Here is a 19,776-nt window from a genome sequence, read left to right on the forward strand (position 1 = left end):
CGGTCCGGCTAGTCCCATTGTGAATGTTTGACGCCGACATAGGTGGCGATAATGCCGACCAGGATATGGATGGAGAGGACTCCGTAGCAAAGATTGGCTGGGGACAGTGTCGTGTCGACAACGACTTTGACGGCATTGTACACGTAGGGTTCCAGGCTGGAGATGCTGCCGGACCACGCCCAATAGGCCGAGATGAACGGACGGATGATTTGCTCGAATTGGGTCGGCAGGGCAAGGACGGCTCCGGACAGGGGGAGCTGGAACCCTACCAGATAGATGCTGAGCAGGGAGGACTGGTCGGGAGATTTGGACAGGGCGGAGATACCCAGGCAGGTTGCCGTCATGGCCGCGTTGGCTAACAGGAGGAAAACCATGTGTGTCAGCGTGTCTCCGCGGAATGCCCAGAAATATTCGACAAATCCGAACATCCACAGGGACTGGACGGCTATGAGGCAGACGAGGAAGGCAAGTTTGCTGAGGAGATAGGCCCCGGGCTTCATTCCGGCGTATTTCTCTTTCTCCATGATGGGGCGTTCTCCGGCGATTTCCCGGGCGGCATTGTTGGATCCCATGAGACCGAGGAGGATGACTTCGAACATGATGATCCCGGAAACGGCGGAACCGACTTTGACCTGATTCTGTTCGATGGCGACTTTTTGCTGGATTTCAGTGATGATGTTCTGATCCCTCTGGGCGCTGTATTTATTGATGGGGTCCTGTCCCTTGGAGGAGAAGAGAGCGACCATGAGAGGGAAGAGGATGATCATGGCGAGCTGGAGGGTCAGCTGCGTTCTGTCGCGGAAGAAGATTTTCCAGCGTCTGCCCAGCAGGGTGAGAAACTGGCTGATGAGACCCGGGGAATCCACTTCATTTTCATCCTCATTATCGGACAATTCGCTTGTGTCGGTATCGGGATCGTTTGGATCGCGGATGGGGGTAGTGGGTGTCTTGTTTTCTTCGATGATCCCGCTATTGTTATCCTGGATGAGAATTTCTCCGACAGCGACTTTTTTGATGCGTTCCTTTTCCGTTTTCTCGTAATAGGAATCTTTGTGCTTGTTCCAGGATTTGCCCCATTTTTCACCGGATTGGACGGCTAGTTTCCGGTAGACGGCCACCGGGTTTGTGACGCCGAAGTAGTGGGCGAGTCCGCGAGGCGATCCGTGGTAGGCGACATTGCCCTGGTGGAGGACGAGGACGGAGTCATAATCGTTAAGGTTGGCGAGGCTGTGCGTGACGGAGATGACGATTCTGCCTTGTTTGTGGGCAATGTCGCGCAGGAGGGCGACGATTTCCTGTTCCGACTGGGGGTCCAGACCGGAGGTGACTTCGTCGCAAAGCAGGAGCTGGGGTTGGGAGACGAGCTCCATGGCCAGGGCAAGGCGCCGCTTCTGTCCGCCGGAGAGGATTTTAACGCGCCGGTCTGCGATGGAAGAGAGACCGGTTTCCTCCAGAACGGTGTCGATCCGTTCGTCCATGTCTTCAAGATGGGGAAACTTAACGCGGAGGCGTGCGGCGCTTTCGATGTTTTCATCGACGGTGAGCTGGTCGTAGGCAATGCTGAATTGAGGAACGTAACCGATTTCCGATGGATCGAAGTCTTCTTCGGATAAGTCGCGGTCTTTCCAGAAAAACGACCCGTCCGTTTCCAAATTCATGCCGGCGATTGTTTTTAAGAGGGTCGTTTTACCACAACCCGACGTACCGACGATTGCCATAAAATGCCCGGCTGGAATTTCAAAATTGATTTTATTCAGAAGAACCAGAGGTTCTCCGTGGGAATCAACCTCAAATGAAATATCTTGTGCTTTGAGCATAATCGATGAAGGAAAAGGTGGCAATATGCTTGCAGAATGTAACGCCTGAAATGAGGGGAAGTCGAGACTAATTGCGTGAATCAGATTGACGGCATGTATTTCTTTAAACTTTCCATAAACACTCTTGAGCCGGGAGGATTTGTATTGTAAGGATATGGGCATGAGCAGGCCGGGTCGTAGAAGCAGGCGATATTCATCGCGTGGAAGGTCGTGGAAGAGAATCTTTCTCGTTTCATGTATCTCTTTTGGAGGTATATTGATTCTTTTCCTCGTAGGGGCCTATTTCTGGATCGGTTCCTATCTGGGCAGCGACGACTTTCGTCACAAAATGGAACAACAGGCAGCCAAAGCTCTCAAGGCTGAAAGTGTAGAGATCACTCCTCTCAATTGGGGCGGGGCCAGTGTCGGAACGGATTCATTCATTGTACAAGGTGCTGGCACCATGGAAAAACTGGAGGTATCCCGCCTGGATGCCGTCGTGGACCGGGCTTCGTTATTAGACCGCCATTTCAGAATCAAGCAGATTACGGCCGATTCCATTTCCATAGCTTTGGCTACCCGGGAAAAGGGAACCTCGGCATCTCCTGCCGTTTCCGAACCTATCCCCGTTGCCGTTGTTTCTGATGAAACTCTGCCGGAGGAACCCGTTTCTTCCGGCGATGGCAAACCGGAAAAAAAGAAGGGGAACTGGTTGAAGGAGTACCTCTTGCCGTTGAAGTACTCCGTGGAGGATGCTTCGATTCGTGATTTGAATTTTACCTACGTGGATGGGGAGCGTACCTATGCCTTGAGCCATGCCGTTGTCCAGATATCCCCGGAACTTGGGAATGACGAATACAGGGTTTCTCTGGAACGGGCCAGGATCGAACTCCCATTTTCTTTTCTAAGGAAAGGAACGTTGGAAAAGGCAATTGCACGGTACAGGCCGGACCGGGTTTCGGTGGCGGACTGCCGCATTTTGCTGGATAAGCGGGGGATGATCAATGCCGAGGGAGAGTGGGAGAAGTTCGATTCCCGCTGGTGGGCCAGTGCCGTAGCCCGCGACATTGATTGCGGATTGCTGCTGGATGAAGACTGGGTCAAGAAACTGGAGGGAACCATCCAGGCAACGGCCCGTGCGCAGGGTGACCGTACCGGACTGTTGGAAGTTTCAGGAGAAATGAATGTGGATAAAGCTGTGCTGACGGCTTTGCCCGTATTGGATACGTTGAACGCGTTTACGTTTTCCACCAAATTCAAACGAATTAATTTTGACAAGGTTTCGACGAATTTTAAATATGCCCGGAATGCTTGGCGGTTTACGGATATGGTATTGGTCAGCGATGGGTTGGGGCAAGTGGAAGGCTGGGTTGAAATTGGTGCGGACAAGCAATTGTCCGGTCAATTGAAGATCGGGATTCTGCCGGGATTGCTTGCCATGATCCCCGGAGCTGAGGAAAAAGTGTTTACTCCGGATAATAACGGAGGAAAACTCGGATATCTCTGGGCCAATATGAACCTCAGCGGTACTCTGGATAGTCCCCGGGAGGATTTGAGCGCCCGTCTCATTGCTGCTGCCAAGGATCGGATATTGGGTAGCGGCGGAGTGAAGACCGTTGCCAATCTCCTGCTTGGAAGTGCGGAAAAAGTACTTCATCCAGACAAACCAGAAAAAGATGACCAAAAGGATGCCGGCAAGGAAGATGAAGGGAAGGAGTCTTCCCAAAGGAAGAAACGTTCCATTCAGGCGGAGTTGCTTCGCGAGGCCGGTAATGCTGCCGGGCAGTTGTTTGGCCTGTAATCTCCCTTTTCGCGCTTGATCCGGATTTCCAATCTCTTATGAAACAGTCCGCTTATCCGTCCAATTTTATCAAGACATTCTGCGTTATTGTCGATCGTTTTGCCGAGACAGCTTTTCGAGCTACATTTCCCAATGGGAAGCAGACAATTGCATTTGTCGAATTGAAGAATGCACCTTTGCGCGATGTCTTGAAACCCGGCGACCGTGTTCAGGTGACGGTGTGTCCGTCGGATTTCAATCGAGCTAGGATTGATTCGCTGTGCGACGGAGACAATCTCTCCGTTTGAGGGACAAACGACGGCTCAGCACTCCGTCCGCCCTTGAAGGGCTTTCATCAGCGTCAGGGCATCCGCATGGACGAGACCGGAGCCTGCGGGCAATCCCTGGGCCAGGCGCGAGACACGGCAACCTTTGGCTTTCAGGATACCGGTGAGGTAAGTTGCCGTAGCTTCTCCTTCGACATCGGAACCGGTTGCGAGGATAATCTCGCAGTCTCCTTCCCGTTCAACCCGGGAGATCAGGGATTCAATATTTAAATCTTCCGGGCCGACATCGTCCAGAGGGGAAAGTTTGCCTCCCAGACAGTGGTAAACTCCCTGAAAAGCGCTGCTGCGTTCGATTGGCAGGATGTCCGTTGCCTGTTCGACGACGCAAAAAAGTTTATGATCCCGCATCGGATCCTCGCAGGCAGGGCAGAGTCCCTCGCCTTGGGTAAAGAATCCGCATTCGGGACAGTGTTGGACGGCATCCATGGTTTCAAGAATGCTTTTAGCCAGCGAGGCAGCTTCTTCCCTGTGGTTCTGAAGCATCCAGAGGGCCATGCGTTCCGCCCCCCTGGTTCCTATGCTGGGCAGGGATTTGAGATGCAGGACAAGTTCCAGGACGGCCGGCGGGTAATCCAGAGCATTCATGGAGAAAAGATCGGGGGATCGTCGTTATCGGGATACTATGCTCCGAGCATCTTGATGGCGTTGCAGGATAGCAGCTGTCACGGATGCTCCCAGCCCGGAGACGACCAGGGATAGCAGAATGCCACCCGGACTCAGGAATACGTTCCACAACGCACAGACCGGAGTACACAGGGAAACCAGAACGGTGGCTGCCGCCAGTATCAACAGGCGCATGCCCAACCCGCGAATCCCTAAAAGGGAATGGGTGAAAAACAGAGTAACGGACAGGCTGATGAGGAAGATTGAAAGAGGAGGAACCGTTGCCGCCGAATCGCTTAACAGGAAGGGCGGTGCGGATAGGACTCCCCGGATATGGGCACTCCAATTGGCCAGCCAGCCGATTGAATAGGCAATGACCATGGCGGCCGTGCCGAGAATGCTCCAGACGGCCACCCATAAGATATATTCGTGCAGGATGGTTTTATCCCGGTAGGAGGGATGCTGGGATGAAGCAGTGGAGTCCATGGTTAGTAAGAGGAAGGGGTGAAAGCAATGGGGCACCCCGTCTAGGTAGTACGGAATGCCCCATTGAAAAGATAGTTTCGCGGGGGGCTTTATTCGAAGCGCTTTACAACGACGGTGGAATTGTGCCCGCCGAAGCCGAATGAGTTACTCAGGGCGGCATTGATTCTGACATGGCGAGCCTTGTTGGCGACATAGTCGAGGTCGCAATCCGGATCCTGATTGATGATGTTGATCGTCGGAGGAACGATATCGTCTTGCATGGCCATGAGGCAAGCTGCCAATTCCACTCCACCGGCAGCTCCGAGGAGGTGGCCTGTCATGGACTTCGTGGAGCTGACAAGGAGGCCGTTTTTGGCATGGTCGCCGAAGACGGCTTTGAGCGCCTTCGTTTCGCAAACGTCTCCGACAGGAGTCGAAGTGCCGTGGGCGTTGACATAATCAATGTCTTCCGGCTTCATTCCGGCGTGTTCGAGGGCCATCTGCATACAGCGTGCGGCACCTTCGCCTTCGGGCAGGGGGGCTGTCAGGTGGTAGGCATCGGCACTGATGCCGTAGCCGACGAGCTCTCCATAGATATGAGCTCCGCGTTTTGTAGCGTGTTCCAGCGTTTCGAGAATCACGACACCGGCGCCTTCGCCCATGACGAAGCCGTCGCGGTCTACGTCGAACGGACGGGAGGCGGTAGCCGGATCGTCATTGCGCGTGCTGAGAGCCTTCATGTTGGAGAATCCGGCGAGGCCGGTGGGAAGAATGGTAGCTTCCGAACCGCCGGTAACCATGACGTCGGCATCCCCGAACTTCATGATGCGCCATGCTTCTCCAATATTGTGGTTAGAGGTAGCACAAGCCGTTACGATGCACATGTTGGGGCCGGCAAAGCCGTGTTCCATAGCAACAATGCCGGAAGAAATGTTGCTGATCATGTAGGGGATCATGAACGGGGAAACGCGATTCGGGCCACGTTCGAGAAGAGTCTTGTGCTGGGCTTCCAGCGTGCCGAGGCCGCCGATGCCGCTGCCGATCATGACGCCGATACGGGTCTTGTCTTCGTTTTCCACATCAAGACCGGAGTCTTCAATGGCCATTTTAGCTGCGGCGACGGCAAAGTGTGTGAAACGGTCAACGCGGCGTGATTCCTTCGGATTTTTGAAGAAGGGAGCAGGATCGAAATCCTTCACTTCACCGGCGATTTTTGCCTGGTAGTCAGTGGTGTCCATTGACTTGATCAGGTCAATGCCGCTACGGCCGGCCTTGAGGCCCTCCCAGGTCGTCTTGAGATCATTGCCCAGAGGGCTGATGACGCCAATGCCTGTAATTACGATTCTGCGATCGGTCATAGTGATGTGTTTGTTGCTTGAGTGCTTGCATCAAACGGTATCGTTTGAAGTTGAAAAGTCAAGTCAATCCCCTGAAGGGCTGGGGACGGCAGATTTCTGCGGAGACGCCTTGTCTTCTTCTTGTTCTTCCCCTATTTCGTCCACGAGTTTCTGATATCGTTTCTCACATCCGGTATTCGGGTATTTGGAAAGAACTGATAGTTTGTAGTAATTCAGAGCTTTACGAAGGTCTACCGGGGTTCCTGTCCCTTGTTCGTAGATTCTGCCCAGAACGTAGAGATAGGGGCCATCGTCCGGGGATCCGGAGAATTTGTGGTACATGGAATTTGCCAGTTGAAAGGCTTCCTGTTCGTCGCGCCCCGGGAATTCCGGGTGGTCGAGAACGAGGCTGATGAGTTGGAGTTTGACGCTGTTTTCGAACTGTGTCGCGCCATTGACAACCAGACCAAACCTGAAGAGAAGATCTTTATTGTCGTCGCAGTAAACTGTCCAGTTCGGATAGTAAATGGCTTCTGAAAGTGCTCGTTTCAGGAGGAGGTAGGCCTTGCCCGGATTTTTCGGCACTCCGATCCCCTAGGAATAAATGCGGGCAAAAGCATAAAGTGCTGGCAGGTGGCCGTCACGGTAACAGGTATCGCACCACTCTTCCAGTTCGTGAAGAGTTGATGGATCGGCAGAACGGAAAGTTTTTTCGAATTCCGAAACAGCGTAACCAAGATCAGCGTAACCAAGATTATAGGTGAACTGATCTTCAGGTCGCTCAATGACAGATTTTTGTTGCTCACTCATGCATTGTTGAACGATTCGTTCCCACGATGCCGGGGGATAGTAAGATCGAATGATCAATTGATACAGGGAGGGCCATGCTTCGTGGGTCGATACGTAATCGATAAATGGGGTGTACCCGGTTTCCAAAAGACGGTGTGTGAAGGCAAATATATTTTCCCATTCTTCTTGTGAGAAGTAATCTTTGGTTTCGATGCCGAAACGGAGCCAAAGGTACATACAGGTTAAGTCTCCTTGACGGGCTGCCTGGTAGGCATATTGGGAGGCTTCACTGTAATATGCCCACTCTGTACTGTCTTCCGGTGTGTATATTCCCAATCTTACAAGACCGGTTGCCAGAGAATAACTGATATTCCTGCAACCAGGAATTCTACCGATAGCGTTTGCCGCGGCCGTATGGACTTCCCTGATAGCGTTGTCCTTTCTGAATGGAACCTGCTCAAACATCTCAAGGATCATTCGTACCAGATGTCGTTGTGCTTGTAGATCTCCCTTTTTTGAGAGAGAAAGAAGATGATTGTAGATATCTCTTTTGAGTACATCTTTATCCTGTTCAGGGATAATACATTCCAGGACAGCGAAATCTTCGTAATTTCCCTGTAACAATTCCTGATGGAATTCCTGGTATCCTGGCATGGATTCCAATCCGTGGAAAATGGGAACCTTGGGCGTCTGAAAGGGGGTACTTGTTGCATAATAGGCCTTTCGGTCATATGCGGCGGCAGTGTCCCTCATGGTTTCCAGATAACGAAGAAGAAAGGGGGCTGTTCGGGAGCCATATTGAGCGGCTTGCATCAGGTGTTGCCGGGCGTTTTGAAAACCCATCCAGGAATTGAGGGCTGGATTTCTGTACTCGTTTTGAGCTGATATTCTCAATAAATAGGTGAGTGGGGCAGTTGTATCACCCTGTTTGATCTGCTCTTTCAGTTGAACGGAAGAGAGTCCTTCCTGAGGAAGTTCCTGTTCATTTCCCTGTTTGTTGACGACAAAACTGCATGAGGGCGCCAATTGATTTCTCAATTGGAACTGTTGTTGTTGAAGAGCCTTGTCTATTTTTATGCTCTGCTTGACAACATGCTGCGCTTGTTCGTAACGGCGGATCTTTAATCCTGAAAATAGTTTGAGACCTGAAGTATCAGGTTTGATAATACCTTCGTTATCATATGATTCGATGCAAAGAGGATGCATGAGGCCCCGCCGCTGGTTCCAGAGCTGTCGCTGTTGTTCGGAGTAGCTATCGCCGTATTCCGGCCAGAAATACCAAGTGCCCAGGGTAGCTAGGAGGATGGCAATGAGGATGAACGATAGCTTTTTCATGAATAAATCCGGTATCTCTTTGATAGGCGAGGAAGTCAAGGCGATACGGGAGAAAATGGGAAACGGCGAATTCCATGCAGGAATTCGCCGTGGGGTGAGAAGTATTCCGAGATTGAATCAGAAGGTGATTTCTGCCTGTTGCTTGCGGCCCAGCTTCAGATCGGGGATGAGAATAAAATCGTTGGTGAGAGTGCCCACTTCTGTCAGAGGCTGCTTTTTCCCGTCGATGGTGATGTCCGCTTTTTTAACCTGGAGGCGTTTGGGAAACCAAACGGCGAAGCGGCCGTTGTAATCCGCATTGGCGGTGACGGTCAGTCCTTTAGCCGGATCTTCCGCGTCATTCCAGGTAACGGACCAGGGGGATTTGGTGTGAGATTCGTCCAGCCGCGCCACCCAGACGGGATCTCCGTAGAAGGCCACGACGTCACGATCATGAACGAGTCCCATTTGTTCTTGTCCGAGGCCGCAGTTGGCTTTGGTCATGGCTTCCATGAAGCCGGGGTCTTCCTCTTTAATGGCGTTGATGGAGGATGCGTTGAAATCGACATTGATTAAGGCCGGATATTTACGCAGGGTTTCATCCAGGATGAACTGGTTGTTCAGGTACCACGCTTCGGAGAAGGAGCTTTTATCATGGTTGTTGAAAATCAGGGACAGGGTGCCCCAGCCGCCTTTGCCGTACCAGGAAGGAACTGTGTAGCCGACGAGCTGGTTGCAGCCGTACCCGCTCAGAGCCGTGACGGCCATTGAGTTGCGAGTCTTTTTAGTATCGCCGAAGAGGCAGTTGCCGGCTGCAATCCATACCTTGGGTGTGGCATCATGGGCGAGAACGGGCGGTTTTTGCTGCTGGATGTAAGAGGCGAGCTCTTCTTCCTTGCCGTCGAAAAGGACTCCTTTGAGGAAAGAGGCATATTCTTTCTTCTGGTTGATGCCCATCAGGTGGAATTTATTGTCGTAGGAAACGATCAATCCCTTTCCGAAGGGCATTTCCAGATTGTACTGGGTGGCGTGGGAGGAGGTGACGACGAGTTCCGGATGGGACTTTTCCCAGAATTCGGCGAACTTGGGAACGACTCCCTTGTCGCTTTCCGGAAAGGGTTGTACTTTTGCTTCCTGGTGTCCGTGCTGTTCTACGAATTCGTAGGGACCCCAGTCGGTGATGCACATGCTGTCGGTGAAGCGGGAAGCATCGACATTGGTCGTACCTTGGGCACGAGTGATCGTCAGAGGTTCGCTTGCTTTGGCGATACGCATGGCATCGTCCGGGGTAAAGCCGGTAATGATGCCCCAAATGCAGTCGCCGTAGGGATCGTCGTCAATTTTGCGGGTAAGGCGGTGAAGTTTGTTGACGAGGTTGCGGTCGATTTGTTCGGGAGGGGCGACGAGAGCCATGTAACGGACCTCTTCTTTCTTCAAGGCTGGCAGGGCTGAGTCAGGCGTTCCTTTATAGGTGAGGATTTTGGCATTGTGTTTGGCCTTCAGGGCTTCGGCGACAGCCATCCATTCTGGCATCGCCTTCGTCTCTTCGGAGACGAGGACGATGTACGGGGAATTATTTCCTGTTTTTTTTACCACTTGTTTTGCCGGGCGAGCCAGGACAGAAATGGCTGCGGACGGAGCTACGGCTTGATCACTTTTTTTTTTCTCGCCGTCTCCGGTTTTGGCAGGTTCCTGAATGTCGGGGATGATGTTGATGGAGATTTCGCGGCCGGGTTTGAAGATTTCCTTGGCGAGTTTGTTCATATCATCCACCGTGATGGCCTTGTACCCCTTGAGGGCGTCTACGGCGCGGTCGACGCTTTCCGGTTTGGACTGGGACTTGGAAATGGCAGACAGCCAGAACCCATTGTCGCGCAAGGCACGTTCCACTCGGTTGATTAGAGGCTTCAAGGCTCGGCTGAATTCGTCTTCAGTGATAGTTCCCTTGGCGAGATCTCCGGTAATTTCCATGACGGCCTTGGCCACTTTATCCTTATTGGCAAGGACGCCGGGGGCGACGGACATCATGTACCCGTTGTCCGGATAGGTGAGACTGGCTTCATCAAGGACGAAGGGTGAATAGGCTTCTCCCATTTTTTCACGAATACCTTTGAAGAGGCGTTCCCGCAGGATGTCCTTCATCAACTTCAATTCACGTGCTTTCTGGGCATCCTTGCCGTCGCTCGTCGGCCAGACGGTGCAGACGAGAGTCCGGTCAATTGAACTTGGATAGGAGATGTCCTTGGCACTGCCGGAATCTGCAAAGGAGACTTTGAGGGAATCCTGGTTCAGAGCTGCGGGGGCATCCTGCCTTTTTGGAAGAGCTCCGATGGTGCGTTCCAGAATGGGGATGACGTCATCTGGCTTGAAATCTCCGACGAGCGATACCTCCATATAGTTGTTTTTCAGGGCGGGATCAATCCAGTTTTTGACGTCTGCGGTTGTCAGTTTTTCCAATTCCCGGCGTTCCGGGAAATGGAATTTGCCGTTATTGTTATAGAGGAATTCCATGCCTTCTTTCTGGAGGAGGCCTTCGGGCTTTTTGCCCAGCATGTCATAGAGCAGGGGGATAGATCGGCGGAAGGTGATTTCGGCTTCCGGACGGTACCCGGAGTGCATGAGTTGAGCGGCAATGAGCTTTAGTTCCAGCTCAAGATCCTTGGGAGTTGTTTCTCCGCTGACGTTGAATCGTTCATCGCTGATGGAGAAACCGGATTTCACGGCATGGCCGGCCATGAGTCGTGCCAGGTCATCAATGGAGTGAGCTTCCAGACCTCCGTTATTGACGATGACGGGGGCAAGGATGGAGAGAGCTTCGCTTCCCTTGGGCATGGTGACGGAACCGCCGTCGATTTCAGCCTGGACGCGGATAATGTCCTTGTCGAATTCCGTGGGTTTGAGGTTGACCCGGATGCCGTTGGAAAGAACGATCTGGCGGGCTCCCGTCCTGGGGTCTTCCTTGCTGGATACGACTTTACCGGGTTCTCCGATATGGTCGTAGGCAAAGGGGGTACGGGCTTCTTCCGCCCGGGCTTCTACCGGGACGGACGAGGAGGCTTCAAAGGCCTTGACGATGTCCTTGTCTCCATTCGGGTTGGCTTCCTTGCCGGAGACCGTGATCTTGATGTTTTTCAAGTCGAGGATCTTTTGGAGGGCTTTCTGGCAGTTTTCCGGTGTGATAGCCTTGTCTGCAATGGCCTTTTGGAGGACTCGCATGTCTTCGCGGGGATCGGTGAAAACTTCCTGCTGGGCGATGCTTTGAGCAATGCTGCCGCTCAGGTCTGCCGATTTGTTTGTTTCCCAGGATTGAACGGCGACTTGGGCGTCGTTGACCATATCCTTGATGATATCTTCAACTTCATTCTTAGAGAAGCCGTACTGCTGGGCGCGGCGGAGTTCCTGTTCGAGGACGGAAAGGGTTTGTCTCCATTTGTCGGGCGTTGTGTTGGCTGTCAATGTGGAGAGATCCGCAAGCTGGAACATGGTGTCCTTGCCCATGCCGGCTTTGATGAAGGGGCAGTCTTCTTTCTTCGTCAGTTCGGCAAGGCGGCGGTTAAGCATGGCCATGGCGGCGTCATCCGTGAGATCCTTGATACGTTTTTCGACCGTATCCGCTTCCGTTGCATGTGCCTTGGCGTTTACGAGGGAGACTTCCGTACCGGAAGCGTCCTTGTTGGAAATCCATTTAGCGGCGACACCCTTGTAGGGTTTGATGCTTCCCCAGTCTCCCTTGGCAGGACCTTCCGGAGTTTTTGTCATGGAAGAGAAGTATTTTTCCACCCACTCCTTGCCTTGTTCGGGAGTGATGTCTCCGACGATGACAAGCTGCATGTTATCCGGAGTGTAGTGGGTCTTGTAGTAGTCAAGGAAGAGAGAGCGAGGTCCCTTGTTGATGAAATCCAGCGTGCCGATCGGCATGCGTTCTGCAACAATGGTACCGTCGAGGAGGAATCCGAGGGCTTCCTGCATCATGCGCTGCTGGGCGGAGTCGCGGACGCGGTATTCGCTGGTAATGATGCCGCGCTCGGAGTTGATGGCGCTTTCGTCCAGATGGGCTCCGTCGGCGAAGTCGCGCAGAATGGTGAAGGCGAGATCGACCGTGTCGGGCTTGAGGCTGGGCAATTCCAGCATGTAAACTGTTTCGTCGAAGGATGTGTAGGCATTGGCATCGCCTCCCAGACCGAGTCCGTGGCGCTGCATGACTTCCATGATTTCCCCGCGTTTGAAGTGGTTGCTTCCGTTGAACACCATGTGTTCCAGGAAGTGGGAGATCCCCCGGTTTTCTTCGACTTCATTCAGGGATCCCGTGTTGACGCGGAGCTTGAGACTCATGCGACCCTTGGGCTCCAGATTGGGTCGGATGAAATATTCCAATCCGTTCGGCAGGACGCCGGAGACGATTCTGGGATCCTGTTGGAGGGTATTGGTTTCGTTTGCCTGCTTGAGTGCCGTTGCTTCCGTGGCGGAAGCATCTGCATGTTGTTCATCGGCGTGGAGTGCTCCCGTGCTAACGAGGGATACGGCCGCCACAAGGATTGGAGTTACAGGAAGGTATCTCATGAGTTATTGTCGGTAACCTAACGACTCCCGGCTTGGCAAGTCAAGGAGGCAGACTGCAATCGGGAGAAAAGTAGGACATCGAATGTGTCAATTTTTGGAAGGAATGGACTAAAATGCAAAATATATATTGCAAAATGGAATATTTATATTACATTGTCAGAGTATGAAAAAAGTAACGGCTACAGACGAACGTCTTGTCAAATTGTCTCATCAGCTGTTGGCAAGGTGGTATCCTTTGATGCTCGCGATGATCATTCTCGGCGGAGTCGTCAAATTCCTGTTCATTTCCCGTGAGGTAAACATTTACTATTTGGAATTGGTATCCCTGTTGTCGGTTGTGTACCTTTTGGTGCACTATGTGAGGAACAGAGCTGTTTTTACGGAAAAGTCCGACGAGTGCATGGTACAGTTGCGGCAGACGTATCTCAGCAGGGCGTTTATGTTTTGTTTCTGGGTCTATGTATTAGGGAATCTTTACTATTTATTCCTCCATGATACAGCGGTCCAGCTGGTCAATCTGCTCGTCTGGTTCATACCATGTTCGATCTTGACCCTTCTTCTGGTCAAGAAGGGATTACTGTTGATGTCTCCCGATCGAAAGCTTGTTGCCCGTTCAGGGAAAGACAGGTTCAGGGAATTAAAGAAGAGAGCGGTTGTTTTTTCGGTCGTGATGACCTGCTTCATGCTATGGGGAATGCCGTATTGCCTGGGTGTACCTTTCGAGTGGGGCTGGAATGCGTATTGCAGGATGGCTTTGGGAGTGGTGTGTGGCATAGGTTGGTATTATGGGATGAAATTCTCTATTCTTCAGGCGGAGAAAAGAGCCGAACAGGCATTGGAGAACAAAGATGACGAAGGAAAATAAACCCGTCCATCCATCGCGGGGTCTGCGCCTGAAGCTGGCCAGAGTCGCCCGGGGGATGTCTCAGGAAGAACTGGCCGCGGCAGTCGGCGTCGTTCGGCAGACGATTGGGTTGATTGAGCTGGACAAATACAATCCGACGCTGAATCTTTGCCTTTCTATCTGTCATGTCCTGGGCAAGACGCTGGACGAGTTGTTCTGGGACGAGGAATAATTCCCTTTCCAGGATCCCCGAAAATGTGGTACCCGTTGCCGGCTTGGGATTGCTGTGGTGCTTTACTCCAAACATTTCCCCTTGATGGAGGCATGTAACGAAACAGCCCGCCCCGAATGATCGGAAGCGGGCTGTCTGCTTGAGGGGATATGTTAGAACTGGTTCAGGCCAGCCCGTGGTATTCTTGGAGGGTTTGTACGTCCGCGCTTTTGTTGCGGATGCCGTCCATGGCTCCGACGCATGCCTTGGCTGATGCCATATTCGTGCAGTAGGACGTCTTGGTGGAGACGGCCGAAGCGCGGATGAGGACGTCGTCCTTACGGGCGTCATGATTGCCGGGCGTGTTGATGATGAAGGCGATTTCGCCATTCTTGATCTTGTCTACAATATTCGGGCGTTTGCCTTCGTTGACTTTGTAGGCGCGTTCGCATTCGATGTCGTGCTGGAGGAGGTGGATCATTGTGCCGCGCGTGGCGCAGAGCTCGAAGCCGAGCTTCGCAAGCGTCCGGGCCAGGGGGACGACGCTTTCTTTATCCCGGTCACTGACGGAAATGAATACCATGCCTTTTTCCGGAAGGGGATTGAAGGCGCTGATCTGCGACTTGGCGAAAGCAATGTCGGGATCCGGGTCGATGCCCATGACTTCGCCGGTGGAGTGCATTTCCGGGCCGAGGACGACGTCGATGCCGGGGAAGCGATTCCATGGGAAGACGGCTTCCTTGATGGAGTAATAGTCCGGGATGATTTCCTTCGTGAACCCGAGTTCGGCGAGAGTCTTGCCGGCCATGACCTTGGCTGCCAGTTTGGCGAGGGGTTTTCCAATCGTTTTGGAGGCGAAAGGAACCGTACGGGAAGCACGGGGATTGACTTCGATGATGTAAAGCTGTTCTTCCTTGACGGCAAACTGGATGTTCATCAGGCCCTTCACTTCCAGTTCACGTGCAAGTTCCTTCGCGGCGCGCATGATTTCCTTGTGCATGCGCATGGAGATACCGGCTGCTGGGATCATGCAGGCGGAGTCTCCCGAGTGGATTCCGGCAGGTTCGACGTGTTGCATGATAGCCCCGACGACGGAGATTTGGCCGTCGGAGATAACGTCGACGTCGATTTCCACGGCATTTTCGAGGAAGCGGTCCACAAGGATGGGGCGTTCCGGAGAGGCGTCGACGGCTTCCCGCATGTAACGGGTCAATTCTTCGTCGTCATAGACGATCATCATGGCTCGTCCGCCAAGGACGAAAGAGGGGCGGACTAGGACGGGATAACCGATGCGGTTGGCAACGTCCAGGGCCTCCTCGGGAGAGGTGGCCGTCCCGGCCTCGGCCTGTTTGAGACCGAGCTTGTCCAGCAGGGCTGAGAAGTATTTGCGGTCTTCTGCCAGCTCGATGGACTTCGGACTGGTTCCGATAATAGGCACGCCGTGGCGTTCCAGTTCAGCGGCGAGGTTCAGGGGGGTCTGACCTCCGAACTGGACGATGACGCCGTCGGGTTTTTCCTGGTCGCAAATATTGAGAACGTCTTCCAGCGTCAACGGTTCGAAGTAGAGCTTGTCGGACGTATCGTAGTCGGTGGAGACGGTTTCGGGGTTGGAGTTGACCATGATGGTCTCGTAGCCGAGTTCCTTCAGGGCGAAGGAAGCATGGACGCAGCAGTAGTCGAACTCAATACCCTGACCGATACGGTTGGGACCGCCGCCGAGGATCATGATTTTCTTCTTGTCGGACGGGCGGGCTTCGTTTTCATCTCCATAGCAAGAATAGTAGTACGGAGTGTAGGCTTCGAATTCGGCAGCGCAGGTGTCGACGAGGCGGTAAGTCGGGACAATGCCGCGCTTCTTGCGTTCGTCGCGGACGTTGTCTTCCGATTCTCCGCGGGCCAGGGCGATCTGGCGGTCGGAGAATCCGAGTTTCTTCGCTTTTTCGAGGGGGATATCGGAGAGGCGTTCGCCGGAGATGGCCAAATCTTCGAGCTGGGCGAGGAACCAGGGATCGATTTGGGTGATGTCGTGGATTTCTTCGGCGGTGAATCCGTGGGCAAAAGCCGTCTGGAGCCAGAAGATGCGTTCGGCGTTCGGAACTGCCAGCTTGCGGGATATTTCGTCGGTGGAGGGATTTTTCGGCATTTTGCTGTCGAAACCGAATCCCCAGCGTCCGGTTTCCAGCGAACGGAGCGCCTTCTGGAGGGATTCCTTGAAGGTGCGGCCAATGGCCATGGCTTCGCCGACGGACTTCATGGAGGTGGTCAGAGTCGGGTCGGCATCCTTGAATTTCTCGAAGGTAAAGCGCGGGACTTTGGTCACGACATAGTCGATGGAGGGTTCGAACGAGGCAGGGGTTTCCCGGGTGATGTCGTTGCGCAATTCGTCGAGGGTATAGCCGACGGCGAGTTTGGCGGCGAATTTGGCAATCGGGAAGCCGGTGGCTTTCGAGGCAAGAGCCGATGAGCGGGACACGCGCGGATTCATTTCGATGACGATCATGCGGCCCGTTTTGGGATCGGTGGCGAATTGGATGTTGGATCCTCCCGTTTCGACACCGATTTCGCGGATGACGGCGAAAGAGGCGTCGCGCATGACTTGGTACTCGCGGTCCGTGAGTGTCTGGATGGGAGCGACGGTGATGGAGTCGCCGGTATGGACGCCCATGGGGTCGAGGTTTTCAATAGAGCAGATAACGACGCAGTTGTCGGCACGGTCGCGCATGACTTCCATTTCGAATTCCTTCCATCCGAGCAGGGATTCCTCAATCAGGATTTCCGTTGTCGGTGAGAGATCAAGGCCCCGTGCCGCGATTTCTTCGAATTCCGTTTTGTTGTAAGCGATGCCGCCGCCTGTGCCGCCAAGGGTGAAGGCGGGGCGGATGATGAGCGGGAAGGTACCGATCTCAGCGGCGATGTCGCGAGATTCCACCATGTTGTGAGCGACTCCGGACTTGGGAACGTCCAGACCTATTTTGATCATGGCTTCCTTGAATCTCAGACGGTCTTCGCCCTTGTCGATAGCGTCGGCGTTGGCTCCGATCATGCGGACACCCTCGCGTTCCAGGACTCCGCTCCTGTGGAGTTCCATGGCGCAGTTGAGGGCGGTTTGTCCGCCGAGGGTAGGAAGCAGGGCATCCGGTTTTTCCCGGAGGATCACCTTTTCCACAAACTCGGGGGTGATGGGTTCGATGTACGTTCTGGGGGCAAACTCCGGATCCGTCATGATGGTGGCGGGATTGGAGTTGATGAGGACTACCTCGTACCCCTCTTCTTTGAGGGCTTTACAGGCTTGCGTTCCCGAATAATCGAATTCACAACCTTGGCCAATGACGATCGGACCTGAGCCGATCACGAGAATTTTGCGGATCGAGGTGTCTTTGGGCATTGAAGAACAAGTTTAAATCTGCAGGTGTATGGCAGAAAACAGGCCGCTTGGCAAGCCCCTCTGTAACAAATCGTGAATGCAAGAGATTCTTCCTAGCGGGAATATCCCCAGGCTGCCAGTTGGCGCATCAGGGCATCAATGGGGAGGCCGATGACATTATTGGCATCTCCTTCGATGGACTCGACGATCATGTCTCCATGCTCTTGAAAGGCATAAGCCCCTGCTTTGTCAAGGACATGTACGAGTTCCAGATAGCGGTCGATAGTTGATGGAGAGAGCTTCCGGAATTTCACTTTTGTGATGACCGGCAAGTCAATGTGACCCAATGGAGAACGCAAGCTGACACCGGTGCAGACACAGTGAAATTTTCCGGACAGCATTGTAAGCATGCGGACGGCATCATTCCTGTCGCAGGGTTTGCCGAGAGGTTCGTTGCCGAGGAAGACGAGGGTATCGGCCCCGATGACGGTAGCATCGGGAAATTCGTGGGCGACGGCATCGGCTTTCAGGCCGGCGTTGTACAGGCAGAGACGTTCCGGTTCCATGGAAGAATCCTGGATTTCGTCGGCCGGTCGGACGATGATCTCGAAATCGAGTCCGGTGGACGCCAAAAGGTCTTTACGTCTCGGGGATTGCGAGGCGAGGATGAGGCGAGGGAGAGGAGACATGCCGCTACTGATTAGTGCCCTTTGAAGTGGATGGGATTCTCGTTGCCCATGATGCGTTCCTTGGCTGTCTCGGAGACATTGTGGACGGCACGAATGACATTGCGGGGCATTTTCCCGATGCGGTCCATACATGCTTCCCGCATGTCGGGTGAATCGAATTCCAGACCGACGAGGGCACGTCCGACGCGTTCGCCGGAGTAGGCGTAGTTGAAATAGCAAACTGAGGCTATATCGACAATGCGCTCCATGAAATCCAGTAAGGCTCCGCAACGTTCGGGGAATTCGATTTTGACAAAGAGCGGGTTGTCGAAGAGTTCCGTCTGATAGTGGATAATGCGGAAATTGACGTCGTCGTCGGCGCTGATGTCCTCGAACCCGATATCCTTGTCCTGAAGCCGTTTACGGATGAGGTCCAGGTCTTCGTCGGAGACGGACACTCCGAAAACGGGGTATTGGATATCCCCGGCGGTTTTGCCGTATTGCATGTCGACGAGGGTGGTCGATTCCGGCATGTTGCGGAGGTATTTGAGCAACTGGCCCTTCTTGGCGGCCATGGGGATGCGCAGGTAGTGGGTTTCGTAGTTGCCGATGCCGGCCTGGCGGGCGATTTGTGCCAGGTGGGTGAAATCCATATTGGCGCCGGAAATGATGACGAGGCTTTTTTCATCGGGTCGAACCAGGCCTTCGTCCCATTGCTTGAGGAATCCGGCCAGTCCCATGGCTCCGGAGGGTTCGGGGACGACGCGGTTGGCCTCCCACATGGCACGGATGGAGTGGCAGACTTCGTTGTTGGTGACGGTGACGTATTCGTCGACGAGCTCTTTGCAGATTTCAAAAGTCTCTTCACCGGGGATGCGGACGGCAGTGCCGTCGCAGAAGACATCCACGTAGGACAGAGTCGTACGTTCTCCTTGTTCGACGGAAGCTTTCATGGATGCCTGGTCGATACCTTCTACGGCAATGATTTTGATGTCCGGCCAGAATTTTTTCAGCCCGCAGGCTACGGCTGCGGCAAGACCGCCTCCTCCGATTTGGACGTAGGCGCGGTCAAATGGGCCGTGGCCGCTCATGACGACTTCGTCGGCCAGCGTTCCCTGGCCCCCCATGGTTTTAATGTCGTCGTAGGGGTGGATGAATGAACAACCGTGTTTTTCGGCGTACTGGTGGGCGGCACTGGCGGTTTCATCGTAGCTGTCGCCGTGCAGGACGATTTCGACATGGTCGCCGCCGTGGCGTTTGACTTCCACCTGTTTAACTTCCGGGGTAGAGCGGGGCATGTAGATGCGCGCCTTGCAGTTGAGTACGCGTGCCGCAAGCGCTACACCCTGGGCATGATTTCCGGCAGAGGCGGCGACGACACCTTTGGCGAGTTTGTCCGCAGGCAGGGATGCCATGCAATTGTAGGCGCCTCTCCATTTGTAGGCCTTAATGGGGCCGAGATCCTCGCGCTTGACATAGACGGGGGCGTCGATTCCTCTCAGATTCAGTTTCTGGAGGGGGGTGGGCTTACCGACGGCGTACACGCGTTGGCGGGCCTGGAGGATTTCTTCGAAAAGGCGATCGTTGAGTTCGCTCATGGCGGATGGTTGGAAATGTTCTGCAAGAGTCTACATCAAAGAAACGGAGACGTGAACCATTAATTTTCGCTACAGTCTCCGAAAAGGATTGAATCATACC

At 53.6% G+C, this 19,776-nt stretch carries 14 protein-coding genes; 4 read left to right on the forward strand and 10 right to left on the reverse strand.

Going from position 1 to position 19,776, the window contains the following annotated elements; genetic code table 11:
* Positions 1–8: 8 nt before the first annotated feature.
* Positions 9–1,817 carry an ATP-binding cassette domain-containing protein gene (locus QET40_RS08350; RefSeq protein ID WP_280126715.1) on the reverse strand — a complete coding sequence of 603 codons (1,809 nt, stop codon included), beginning with the start codon at positions 1,815–1,817 and terminating at the stop codon, positions 9–11.
* Between the two features lie 256 nt (positions 1,818–2,073).
* Between QET40_RS08350 and QET40_RS08355 the strand changes: the two genes are divergently transcribed.
* Together QET40_RS08355 and QET40_RS08360 are read left to right on the forward strand one after the other, a co-directional pair.
* Entirely contained in the window at positions 2,074–3,597 is a 1,524-nt protein-coding gene (locus QET40_RS08355) for a hypothetical protein (RefSeq protein WP_280126716.1), read from the forward strand.
* 38 nt (positions 3,598–3,635) lie between these two features.
* A complete protein-coding gene (locus QET40_RS08360) occupies positions 3,636–3,884 on the forward strand; it encodes a hypothetical protein (protein ID WP_280126717.1) in 249 nt (82 codons plus the stop codon).
* 15 nt (positions 3,885–3,899) lie between these two features.
* Here the strand turns inward: QET40_RS08360 and recR are convergent, their stop codons facing one another.
* The 6 genes from recR to QET40_RS08390 all read right to left on the reverse strand — a co-directional run bounded on the left by recR (position 3,900) and on the right by QET40_RS08390 (position 12,991).
* The gene (gene recR, locus QET40_RS08365) at positions 3,900–4,508 is read right to left on the reverse strand and encodes a recombination mediator RecR (RefSeq protein WP_280126718.1); all 609 of its coding nucleotides are present in this window, start codon (positions 4,506–4,508) and stop codon (positions 3,900–3,902) included.
* Between the two features lie 24 nt (positions 4,509–4,532).
* Positions 4,533–5,012: a hypothetical protein gene (locus QET40_RS08370; protein WP_280126719.1), complete on the reverse strand. Its 480-nt coding sequence runs from the start codon at positions 5,010–5,012 to the stop codon at positions 4,533–4,535.
* Between the two features lie 89 nt (positions 5,013–5,101).
* On the reverse strand, positions 5,102–6,349 hold the full coding sequence (gene fabF, locus QET40_RS08375; protein ID WP_280126720.1) for a beta-ketoacyl-ACP synthase II: 1,248 nt from the start codon (positions 6,347–6,349) through the stop codon (positions 5,102–5,104).
* Between the two features lie 63 nt (positions 6,350–6,412).
* The gene (locus QET40_RS08380; RefSeq protein WP_280126721.1) at positions 6,413–6,913 is read right to left on the reverse strand and encodes an SEL1-like repeat protein; all 501 of its coding nucleotides are present in this window, start codon (positions 6,911–6,913) and stop codon (positions 6,413–6,415) included.
* A 9-nt stretch (positions 6,914–6,922) separates the two neighbouring features.
* Entirely contained in the window at positions 6,923–8,452 is a 1,530-nt protein-coding gene (locus QET40_RS08385) for a hypothetical protein (RefSeq protein WP_280126722.1), read from the reverse strand.
* 117 nt (positions 8,453–8,569) lie between these two features.
* A complete protein-coding gene (locus tag QET40_RS08390) occupies positions 8,570–12,991 on the reverse strand; it encodes a M16 family metallopeptidase (protein WP_280126723.1) in 4,422 nt (1,473 codons plus the stop codon).
* Between the two features lie 163 nt (positions 12,992–13,154).
* On the opposite strand from QET40_RS08390, the gene QET40_RS08395 reads away from it, so the two are divergent.
* Both QET40_RS08395 and QET40_RS08400 read left to right on the forward strand, forming a co-directional pair.
* Positions 13,155–13,856, forward strand: a complete 702-nt coding sequence (locus QET40_RS08395) for a hypothetical protein (protein WP_280126724.1) — start codon at positions 13,155–13,157, stop codon at positions 13,854–13,856.
* Positions 13,840–14,067, forward strand: a complete 228-nt coding sequence (locus tag QET40_RS08400; protein ID WP_280126725.1) for a helix-turn-helix transcriptional regulator — start codon at positions 13,840–13,842, stop codon at positions 14,065–14,067. The genes QET40_RS08395 and QET40_RS08400 overlap by 17 nt, the downstream gene beginning before the upstream one ends.
* Positions 14,068–14,230: 163 nt before the next feature.
* On the opposite strand, the gene carB is transcribed toward QET40_RS08400, so the two are convergent.
* The 3 genes from carB to QET40_RS08415 form a co-directional block, all read right to left on the reverse strand.
* The gene (gene carB, locus QET40_RS08405) at positions 14,231–17,431 is read right to left on the reverse strand and encodes a carbamoyl-phosphate synthase large subunit (protein ID WP_280126726.1); all 3,201 of its coding nucleotides are present in this window, start codon (positions 17,429–17,431) and stop codon (positions 14,231–14,233) included.
* A gap of 92 nt (positions 17,432–17,523) precedes the next feature.
* Positions 17,524–18,099 (reverse strand): Maf family protein, encoded by a 576-nt coding sequence (locus QET40_RS08410; protein ID WP_280126727.1) that lies wholly within the window; start codon positions 18,097–18,099, stop codon positions 17,524–17,526.
* Between the two features lie 11 nt (positions 18,100–18,110).
* Positions 18,111–19,676, reverse strand: coding sequence for a pyridoxal-phosphate dependent enzyme (locus tag QET40_RS08415; RefSeq protein WP_280126728.1), 1,566 nt, complete (start codon positions 19,674–19,676; stop codon positions 18,111–18,113).
* Positions 19,677–19,776: the final 100 nt, after the last annotated feature.

Source organism: Akkermansia sp. N21169, from assembly GCF_029854675.1.
Lineage (GTDB): Bacteria > Verrucomicrobiota > Verrucomicrobiia > Verrucomicrobiales > Akkermansiaceae > Akkermansia.

Excerpts from the sequence above, each read along its gene's own strand:
- recR (WP_280126718.1), bottom strand. The coding sequence starts at position 4,508 with ATGAATGCTCTGGATTACCCGCCGGCCGTCCTGGAACTTGTCCTGCAT.
- QET40_RS08400 (WP_280126725.1), top strand. The coding sequence starts at position 13,840 with ATGACGAAGGAAAATAAACCCGTCCATCCATCGCGGGGTCTGCGCCTG.
- QET40_RS08390 (WP_280126723.1), bottom strand. The coding sequence starts at position 12,991 with ATGAGATACCTTCCTGTAACTCCAATCCTTGTGGCGGCCGTATCCCTC.
- QET40_RS08350 (WP_280126715.1), bottom strand. The coding sequence starts at position 1,817 with ATGCTCAAAGCACAAGATATTTCATTTGAGGTTGATTCCCACGGAGAA.
- QET40_RS08395 (WP_280126724.1), top strand. The coding sequence starts at position 13,155 with ATGAAAAAAGTAACGGCTACAGACGAACGTCTTGTCAAATTGTCTCAT.
- QET40_RS08410 (WP_280126727.1), bottom strand. The coding sequence starts at position 18,099 with ATGTCTCCTCTCCCTCGCCTCATCCTCGCCTCGCAATCCCCGAGACGT.
- carB (WP_280126726.1), bottom strand. The coding sequence starts at position 17,431 with ATGCCCAAAGACACCTCGATCCGCAAAATTCTCGTGATCGGCTCAGGT.
- QET40_RS08385 (WP_280126722.1), bottom strand. The coding sequence starts at position 8,452 with ATGAAAAAGCTATCGTTCATCCTCATTGCCATCCTCCTAGCTACCCTG.
- QET40_RS08360 (WP_280126717.1), top strand. The coding sequence starts at position 3,636 with ATGAAACAGTCCGCTTATCCGTCCAATTTTATCAAGACATTCTGCGTT.
- fabF (WP_280126720.1), bottom strand. The coding sequence starts at position 6,349 with ATGACCGATCGCAGAATCGTAATTACAGGCATTGGCGTCATCAGCCCT.
- QET40_RS08370 (WP_280126719.1), bottom strand. The coding sequence starts at position 5,012 with ATGGACTCCACTGCTTCATCCCAGCATCCCTCCTACCGGGATAAAACC.
- QET40_RS08415 (WP_280126728.1), bottom strand. The coding sequence starts at position 19,676 with ATGAGCGAACTCAACGATCGCCTTTTCGAAGAAATCCTCCAGGCCCGC.